The sequence below is a fragment of the Rhizobium ecuadorense genome (assembly GCF_001187535.1).
GTDB classification, from domain to species: domain Bacteria; phylum Pseudomonadota; class Alphaproteobacteria; order Rhizobiales; family Rhizobiaceae; genus Rhizobium; species Rhizobium ecuadorense.
In genome coordinates this window covers 1-271 of record NZ_LFIO01000416.1, presented here as the reverse complement: position 1 = coordinate 271, position 271 = coordinate 1, and the positions used below count along the sequence as shown (strand labels likewise).

1 protein-coding gene is annotated in these 271 nt (G+C 61.3%); it reads right to left on the bottom strand.

What is annotated here, in order from left to right; genetic code table 11:
• Nucleotides 1–271: MFS transporter (locus AF337_RS10865; protein WP_152970973.1), on the bottom strand; the 271-nt coding region annotated here is incomplete at both ends.

The following is a 271-nucleotide window of genomic DNA, read 5'->3' as shown; positions in this document are numbered from 1 at the left end:
CTCCAGAGCGGCGGCTTCGAGGAGCTGATGCCGATGTTGACGAGGGTGAGAGCGATGAGGACGGTGAATACGCTGGTCGCACCCGTTGCGAAGGCCAGTCCTGCGGCTGCCAGCAGGCAGGCTCCGACGACGTGCCATGTCCGTTCGCCGGTCTTGTCGGAATGACGTGCCCAAAGAACCATGGCAATGACGGCGAAGATACCGGGAATAGCATTGATGAAGCCGACCTGGAGTGCCGATAGGCCGAACTGCTTGATGATCTGCGGAGCCC